The sequence below is a fragment of the Campylobacter concisus genome (assembly GCF_902460895.1).
Taxonomy (GTDB): Bacteria; Campylobacterota; Campylobacteria; order Campylobacterales; family Campylobacteraceae; genus Campylobacter_A; species Campylobacter_A concisus_BC.
The window spans coordinates 742487-750538 of record NZ_CABPVL010000002.1 but is presented as its reverse complement, the minus strand read 5'-3'; the positions used below and the strand labels follow the sequence as shown (position 1 = coordinate 750538).

Genomic DNA, 8052 nt, shown 5'->3' with positions numbered 1-8052 from the left:
AGCCAACCAAGCCAACCAAGCCAACCAAGCCAACCAAGCCAACCAAATTTAACCCAGTAACCCAGAAAATTTAACTAGAAATTTCACAAAAATAGCAAGAAATTTTATGCAGAAATATAAAAAACAGCCTTAAAATAAGCCATTTTTAAGCACAAAAACGATCTATCTTAAATTTAAAAGTAAATTTGACCTAACCAAAGAGAGTAAATTTAAATTTAGAGATGAAATTTAGCCCAAACAAAGCGCCAAAAGGATTTAAAATTTAGCCTCATCTCTTATCAAATTTAGCTTTTTTACAGCCTCATCAAAGTCATCAGAGCTTACAAAAACGCTAATGTTTTCATTTTTCTTATAGACCTTGTCGTAGTATTTTGTGAGTAAAATTTCAGCCACTTTGGCGATGTCATTTTCATTAAATTTAGCCACAGCCTCATCTCTGGCCTCTTTGTCGATAAAGGGCGAAATTTTCTTTATGCACTCATCAAAAAAGGCTTTATCCACACTTTTATAGTCGCTTGTGATGCAAGAAATTCTATTCTTCAAGCTCGCGCTAATCTCAACGCAGATGCCGCTGCGCATCGCTTCATAAAGGCTTTTTGGAAGTGTTAGCGAGCCTATCCTTCTGCTCTCGCCCTCGATAAAGCAAATTTGATCTTTTAGCGCAGAAAGCTCCTCAAATAAAGCATCTTCAAAGCTTTTTTGGCTAGGCTGCGCGCCATTTATCGCGCCAAAGACTGAGCCTAAGTGATTTGCCATCGCTTCAAGGTCTATTGACGGCGTGAGTGCCCTTATTAGCTTACTTTTATAGCAGCCAGTGTTGCCAAAAAGAGTGATAAATTTCGTGCTTAAAGGACGCTCTAAAAACTCCAAAACATGGTTTCTATATGCCTTGTAGCCGCCACTTAGCCTAAAAACTCTATATCCTATCATGCTTAGCACAAAACCAACCGAGCTTGATCTAAGCCCGCCCTTTGCGCAGTAGATACCAATCGCAGAGCCGACCCTACACCTTTTATAGACCTCGTCGATGATGTTTTGCAAATTTTTGCAGATGTATTTTGCACCAAGGCTCTTAGCTAGGGCTCTGTCGCTTTTGTAGATCGTGCCTACCTCTTTGTGCTCTGCGTCGTTTAGCGCGTATAAATTTATCGCATTTTTTATGTGCGAGTAGGCATATTCATGCGGCGATCTAGCGTCTATCAGGACTTCAAAGTCGCCTCTTTTTTCAAGCCACTGCTCTATATCAAGCTCAAATAACGCCACTAAAAGCCTTTTTTAGCTTCTCAAAAAGCGGATGAAACGGCGTGCCATTTACTCTCACATCGGCGATCGTCGTGATGAAATTTGTATCCCCGCTCCACCTTGGCACAAGGTGATAATGCACGTGCTCAGCTATGCCAGCACCTGCTGCCTTGCCTAAATTCATACCGATATTTACGCCCTGTGCGTGAAGCTCACGCTTTAAAATTTCAACCCCAAGCCTTACAAATTTACTCATCTCAAACCACGTCTCCTCGTCAAGCTCCTCGATCTTGTCGGTGTGGTGATTTGGTATGATCATAAAGTGTCCAGGCGAATACGGATATAAATTCATGATCCCAAAGCAGTGCTTAGCACGAAAAAGCACGCCATTTTTCTCGTCGTCCTCTTTTGAGTTTATGACCTCGCAAAAGACACAACTATCTTTTTTTGCGCTGAAATACTCACTTCTCCAAGGGGCACAAAGGTGCTGCATCACTCGCCCTCCTTTATCTTTTTAACGGCATTTTTTATATCATCTTGTCTCATAAAATGCTCTCCTATCAAGAAGGCATCGACTCCGATCTTGCTTAGCTCGCGAAGCTGCTCATGCTCGTAAAGTCCGCTTTCAGCGACTATTATCTTGCCATTTGGCAAAAGCGGCACGAGCTTCTCGCAAAGGCTCATATCCATCGTAAAATCATCTAAATTTCTATGATTTATCCCTATTATATTTGCTCCTGCAAAGACCGCCTTTTTCACATCGCTCGCGTCATGGGTCTCTACTAAGACCTCAAGCCCCAAGTGGTGCGCGTATTCAAGTAGCTCTTTTAGCTCGCCTTGAGTTAGCGCCTTGGCGATAAGCAGGATAAAGTCCGCCCCATAAACAAGCGCTTCTAAAATTTGATACTTATCAACGATAAAGTCTTTTCTAAGGATAGGCCTTGAGGCGTAGCGGCGAACCTGTGTGACATACTCGATATCACCCTTAAACCAGTGAGGCTCTGTTAGGATACTAAAAGCATTTGCGTACTGCTCGTATTCCTGAGCGATCTTGATCGGCTCAAAGTCCTCTCTTATCACGCCCTTGCTCGGACTTGCTTTTTTGATCTCTGCTATGATCTTTATAGGCTCATCTTTACTTGATCTAAGTGAGCCCAAAACGTCTCTTGGCACGTATGGGTTGTATGCGAGCGAGCGACCTAGCCACTCCATAGGAAAGTCAGCTTTTCGCTTTTTTAGATCCTCTTTTGTCTTTTTTATGATCTCATCAAGTATCATTTTTTAAGCCTTTTGTTTAAATTTATTATGCAGCGCTCGATTAGATGTAAATGCTCTTTTGCCTCTTTTGAAGTCCTAAAATCAACATCTTTCATCGCGTGAATCATTATGCCCTTTGCCTTTTTGCACTCACCAAGCTTAAAATATCCCCACGCTAGCGAGTCCTCATAGTAAGGCGAGTCTGGCGAGATCTCAAGCGCTTTTTGCACCATCTCTACGCCCTTTCTAGGGTCTATCTCATGATCAATTAGCAAATAGCCGTAGTAGTTAAAAAACATATCATTATTAAGCTTTGGCACGCTAGCTTCAAATTTATCTAAGATATCAGCGATCTTTTTTTCATCTAGGCTATCTTTGTTCATCTCGTACTCGTAAATGGCTGCCTTTGCTAAGAAATTTAGATCCCTGCTGTCGTTATAAATTTTAACCGCCAAAACGTATGCATCGCCAAAATTTCCAGTCGCAGCGTAGAGATCCATCAGCGTGGCGTCGTTGTAGCCATATTTTTTCAAAATTTCAATAGCCGCTTTGTAATTTTTAGCATAGACAAAATACTGCACGATCTTGTCAAGATAAGAGGTGTCGTGAGTGATGTCGTAGATCTCTTCAAAAAGCTCGATCACCTTTGGGAAATTTCTTTGCTGAGAGTAAATTTCAGCCAAAAGCTCACATGTCTTTTGAGTGCATCCCTGCTCCTCGCGGAATTTCTCGAGGTATTTTGTCGCATCATTTACATTATCCATGCGGTTTAAAAGTATATCAACGATGCGGAGCAAATTCTCCTCTTCAGGCTTTAGCGAGTATGCCTCTTCAAAGTATTTTAGCGCCGTTACTGTATCATTTTGCATCATGCAAATGGTGCCAAGCATGAGCAAATTTTGAGCGTTTGGCTCTTTTGTGGCAAGCTCTTGCATCAGCTCTTTTGCCTCGTTTAACTTAAAGAGATTGACTAAATTTGCAACCTTGATCCTGATAAAATCGCTATCGTCTTTTAAACTCTTTTCGCCCTCAGCCATGAGGCTATCTAAATTTTCATTTTTTGTAGCAAAGGCTAGCTTGATCGCCTCTTTTAGATAGGTCTTTTGATTTGTCTCTTTAAAAAGTCCTAGATAGGTCTGGATGCTAGCATTTACATCACCGCTATCTTGCGAGATGAGAGCTTGCATTAGGCGTAAATTTACACTTTTGTTATCATCTGCAAGCAGATGCGTGCTAAAAAATACGCTTATAAAAATTATTAAAATTTTACGCCAATGCATTCTGCTCTTAGCTCCTTTAAATTTTTTTTAAAATAATCCCAAAACGGAAATGTCCTGCACTGCTTAGGTCTTAGCTCATAAACCGAGCAGTTTTTATTTTTCTCATCAAAAAATATGCAAGCAAAACCGTCATCATAAGGCTTTTCTTTTATGCTTCGCCTAAGCCCGACACGTATTAAAAATTTGTTCTCAAACTCATCTTTTGAGATACCAAAAGCGGCGCAAAATTTTAAAATTTCACCCTCATCTATCCAGATATAGCCACTCTCGCCAGTGCAACACTTGCCCCCGCAACTCTCGCAAAAGCTAGGATCAAACTCATAGCTAAAACCATCAGCCCTCACGCGATCTCCTTGTAAGAGATGCTGTTTGTATCAGCTTTTTTAAAGATCTCGCTTGCCTCTTTCGTGTGTGAGCCATCTTCGCTCATCACAAGAGGTGGTAGGACTTTTAGCTTTGAGTTTGAGTTGTTTCGCACTTCAAGTAAAGCCAAATTTGCTGGCTTATCCTTTTTGGTATGGACAAATTTTAAACTCACCAAATTTAGCTTATGCTCTTTCAAACAAGCCACTATCTCGCTAAGATCATCTGGCGCATAGCAAAAAAACGCCTTTTTATGAGGCTTTAAATTTACGCTTATGCCTCTTATAAAATCCTTTAAATTTAGCGAGCTTGCATATCTGCTAACTTTTATGTGTTCATTTTGGCTTTTTATAACACCGTCATGATAAAAGGGTGGATTTGAGATGATTAGATCAAATTTCTCACTATCTTTAAAATTTGCAAAATCAGCCGTTATGGCTCTAGCCTCTAGGCAGTTGCTCTTTGCGTTAAAGCTAGAAATTTCGCTATTTAGCTCCAAAAGATCAAGCATGCTTAGATCTATCTTTTTAAAATCACGCTTAAGCAAAAGTCCAAGTATCCCACACCCTGCTCCAACGTCCAAAACTCTGCCAGAAATTTCGCCTACGCCAGAGCAGATAAAATCATAAAGAACGAGCGTATCGCTGTTGTAGCGATAGCCATTTTCAAGCTGGGCTAAGATCATCTATAAACCTTGATGATAAAGCCGCGCGTCACATCTTTTACGATCACTTCGGAGCTAAAGCTGATCCTTGCAAAGTCACCAAATTCCTCTTTTATAAGCTCAGCAGCTGCCTTTGCACGCTCCTTACCAACGCCGTAATTTACGTAGTTGTTTAGCTTGCCAAGGTCATCTTTTTTGATATTTTGAGCGACATTTGATGGGATGACAAAATTTTTCTTATCCACGATCGGGATGATCTCATACATGTAGTTTGAGTTAAATCTCTGCAAAAACTCGCTCACTCTGTTTTTGCACATTATGCTCACCTTGTCCTTTGCGTCCATATCGTCGCACTCGATGCTAGAGATAAGGACGAGCTTTGTTGGGGTCTCTGGCTTTGTCGTAGCTTGTAAGATATTTTTTAAATTTACATTTTCATTTTCAAGCTCGTCTTGCCTGTTTAAATTTTGCTCGATATCTTTTTGAAGCTCGATGATCTGGGCATTTACGGCTCCGCCTTTATGACCGCTCGAGCTTAGCTCACTTATCTTTGAATTTAGCCGCTCGATCGTCTTGTTACTCTCGTTTAGCTTTTGCTTTGCATTTTCTAGTTCATTTTGCAAGCTTAGTAAATTTTTGCCGCCACTTTTGTTATTGTCGGTTAAAAATGTTGAGGTATCAACTATCTTTTTTTGTAGCATATTTATCTGCTGGCGCAAAATTTCATAGTTTTGCATATCGATCTTTAGTGTTCTTTTTTGAGTTTCTAGCTCGCTTTGCTTAGAAAGGAGCATTTGGCTTGTCTTTGTGACATTTTCTTCGAGCTCTTTTATCTTTGCATCTTTTAGATCAAGCTTTGAGCTCAAATTCTTTAGCTCGCCCTCGTTTGAGCCAAGTTTCTGCGACTGCAAAGAGATGGTTTGGTTTTGATCAAATAGCGTTTTTAGAAATTTAGTTGTCTTCGTATCAAGCGCTTTTAGCTCTTCTTGGCTCTTTTTAAGGCTCTCTTCACTCAAACTTAGCTTTTTGCTTAGCTCGCTTAGAGTTGAGTTTGCGTCTAAATTTTGCTTTTCAAGCTTTTTATTTAGGGCATTTGCCCTCTCAAGCTCTTTTTTAAGCGAGCTTATATTTTCATTTGCAAGTTTGTTCTCTTGCTCACTTTTTAAGCTCTTTTGTTTTAGATCATCAAAGCTTTTATGAAGTGCTGCAAGCGAGGCATTTAGCTCTAAATTTTTGCCATTATAGCTTTGTGCCATTAGATCTTTTGAGTTTAAATTTTTCTTGATCTCTTCAAGCTCGTAAATTCTATCTTTTAGTGCAGTCTTGTTTGACTCAAGAGCCTCCTGCAGATCGATTATCTTATTTGCCTTTTTAGAAAGCTCATCCTCCATAACGCTCTTTTGCGTCTCAAAGCCATCACTTAGCGCATTTATCTCTTTTTCGTAGCTAAATTTTTGAGTGTCGGCGTCATTTTTAACTCGCTCGATCTCCTCTTTTAAAAGCAAAATTTCTTTTTTCTCGCCTCTATCTTTTTCGCTTTGAGCTTTTTCATACTCTTTTATAAGAGCTTCTTTTTGCGCAAGTGTCGCATTTAGCTCGTTATTTTGCTCTTTTAAAGCAGTGTAGTTTGCCTCGAAGCTCTCTTTAAATTTATTAAAGCTGGCCTTGGCATCTTTAAGTTTGCTCTCATCGCCATTTCTAGCGTCATTTATCGCATTTTCAAGGTCGATTATCTTTTTCTCATAGGCTTTTGAGCTCTCTATCATATCAGCTTGCGCTTCATTTAGGCGCTTTGTCAAAGCTTGGATATTTTCAAAGTGTTGCGCCTCAAGCTCGCCAAGAGCCTTTTGATTTTTTTCTACTATCTCGTTTTTTTCATTTTCAATATTTCTTTTCATCTCTGAAATTTTGCTTATGAAGTCTAAATTTTTCTCGCTCATATCAACATTATCAGCGGCTAAAATTTCATTTTTCTTGCTTAGCTCACGCACTTGCTCTTGAAGCTCTTTTACATTGTCTGATAAATTTAGATCCTTGTCATCAACAAAATTTTGCATGTAGCTCTTTGGCGTGATGTAGCCGCCATACTCGTAAAGATCGTCTTTGCTTACATATCTTTGCTTCTCTTCTTCTGGGAGATCATCAAAATTTATAGAGTAAATCGTTTGATTAGTATCTTTTGGCGCCTCGTCCTCTTTTTGAAATTTCAAAAACGAGAGAGAAAAGCCAGCTATCAGACAAACAATAGCTAGTGCGATTTTATTTATCAAGCTTGTGCCTTGCCTTTTAAGATATCTTTGATGACGCTATGAGCGTGATTTAGTCCGACTACTATCGAGCCACCATTTTTTAAAACGATGTCGCCTCCCACATATAGTCCTGGCACGCTACTTTGGTAATTGCTATCAACTATCGGAGTGCCTTTTTCATCAGTTTTTATCTGACATTTTTGTAAAAAATCAACCGGACTTGACCCACCGATCGCATAAACAACTCTGTCATAGACACGGATCTTGCCATTTTCATAATGCACTCTTACCTTGCCTGATTCATTATCGATCTCGGTTATATCGTGATTTAGCCTTACTTTTATTTTATTATGCTTCTCAAGCTCCCAAAGTGCGCTTAAATTTGTCTCATTCACACGACTAAATTTATCTTTTCTGTAAGCGATCGTAGTTTTGTTATACTGACAAAGCTCGATAGCATACTCAACTGCAGAGTTGCCACCGCCTACAACTAGCACTTTTTCGCCGTTTGTGCAGTTATCAAGGTTAAAATTTACAACTGAATTTAGTGATGGCGGGATCTTATAGTCAGGTTTGTTTGGTCGTCCCATTTTGCCGATAGAGACCATAACATTTTTGGCTTCATAGACAGCTTTAGAGGTAGTTACTTTAAAAATTTCTCCCTCTTTTTTTACGCTTTCAACCTCAGAGTTAAAAAACGCCTCGATCTTTTCAGAGTCAAGTAGCTTGTCAAAATAATCAAGCGTGCTCTCTTTTGTGCCATCTTCAAACGAAACTAGCCCATGTATCGTGCTATCTTGCCCTTTATACTCTTTATCCACGCGTTTATTGTCTTTATAAAATTTTCTTATAGTTTGGCTGTGGTTGTCGCCTTTTTCAAGGAGCAAAACATTACTTAAGCCATTTCTTTTAGCCTCCACTACACTAGCTATGCCGCAAGGTCCGCCGCCAACTACTATCAGATCATAAATATTTGCCATATTTTTCTCCAAATTTT

The 8052-nt window shown here is 39.6% G+C and carries 8 protein-coding genes; all 8 read right to left on the bottom strand.

Going from position 1 to position 8052, the window contains the following annotated elements:
• Positions 1-255: 255 nt before the first annotated feature.
• Genes mnmH through F3G98_RS04890 form a run of 8 tightly spaced genes read right to left on the bottom strand, consistent with a single transcriptional unit; the run spans position 256 to position 8035 of the window.
• Positions 256-1263: a tRNA 2-selenouridine(34) synthase MnmH gene (gene mnmH / locus F3G98_RS04925; protein WP_149725830.1), complete on the bottom strand. Its 1008-nt coding sequence runs from the start codon at positions 1261-1263 to the stop codon at positions 256-258.
• Positions 1250-1735, bottom strand: coding sequence for an HIT family protein (locus F3G98_RS04920; RefSeq protein WP_149713242.1), 486 nt, complete (start codon positions 1733-1735; stop codon positions 1250-1252). The genes mnmH and F3G98_RS04920 overlap by 14 nt, the downstream gene beginning before the upstream one ends.
• On the bottom strand, positions 1735-2520 hold the full coding sequence (gene trpC / locus F3G98_RS04915; RefSeq protein ID WP_149725829.1) for an indole-3-glycerol phosphate synthase TrpC: 786 nt from the start codon (positions 2518-2520) through the stop codon (positions 1735-1737). The genes F3G98_RS04920 and trpC overlap by 1 nt, the downstream gene beginning before the upstream one ends.
• On the bottom strand, positions 2517-3779 hold the full coding sequence (locus F3G98_RS04910; protein ID WP_149725828.1) for a tetratricopeptide repeat protein: 1263 nt from the start codon (positions 3777-3779) through the stop codon (positions 2517-2519). Before F3G98_RS04910 ends, trpC begins: the two co-directional genes overlap by 4 nt.
• Positions 3758-4123, bottom strand: a complete 366-nt coding sequence (locus F3G98_RS04905) for a YkgJ family cysteine cluster protein (RefSeq protein ID WP_149725827.1) — start codon at positions 4121-4123, stop codon at positions 3758-3760. Before F3G98_RS04905 ends, F3G98_RS04910 begins: the two co-directional genes overlap by 22 nt.
• A complete protein-coding gene (locus tag F3G98_RS04900; RefSeq protein ID WP_149725826.1) occupies positions 4120-4827 on the bottom strand; it encodes a tRNA1(Val) (adenine(37)-N6)-methyltransferase in 708 nt (235 codons plus the stop codon). The genes F3G98_RS04905 and F3G98_RS04900 overlap by 4 nt, the downstream gene beginning before the upstream one ends.
• Positions 4824-7076: a coiled-coil domain-containing protein gene (locus tag F3G98_RS04895; RefSeq protein ID WP_103608289.1), complete on the bottom strand. Its 2253-nt coding sequence runs from the start codon at positions 7074-7076 to the stop codon at positions 4824-4826. Before F3G98_RS04895 ends, F3G98_RS04900 begins: the two co-directional genes overlap by 4 nt.
• Positions 7073-8035 carry an NAD(P)/FAD-dependent oxidoreductase gene (locus tag F3G98_RS04890; protein ID WP_103608290.1) on the bottom strand — a complete coding sequence of 321 codons (963 nt, stop codon included), beginning with the start codon at positions 8033-8035 and terminating at the stop codon, positions 7073-7075. The genes F3G98_RS04895 and F3G98_RS04890 overlap by 4 nt, the downstream gene beginning before the upstream one ends.
• Positions 8036-8052: the final 17 nt, after the last annotated feature.

Bases quoted from the DNA above. Each gene is read 5' to 3' on its own strand.
- F3G98_RS04920 (WP_149713242.1), bottom strand. From the start codon at position 1,735: ATGCAGCACCTTTGTGCCCCTTGGAGAAGTGAGTATTTCAGCGCAAAA.
- trpC (WP_149725829.1), bottom strand. From the start codon at position 2,520: ATGATACTTGATGAGATCATAAAAAAGACAAAAGAGGATCTAAAAAAG.
- F3G98_RS04910 (WP_149725828.1), bottom strand. From the start codon at position 3,779: ATGCATTGGCGTAAAATTTTAATAATTTTTATAAGCGTATTTTTTAGC.
- F3G98_RS04900 (WP_149725826.1), bottom strand. From the start codon at position 4,827: ATGATCTTAGCCCAGCTTGAAAATGGCTATCGCTACAACAGCGATACG.
- F3G98_RS04890 (WP_103608290.1), bottom strand. From the start codon at position 8,035: ATGGCAAATATTTATGATCTGATAGTAGTTGGCGGCGGACCTTGCGGC.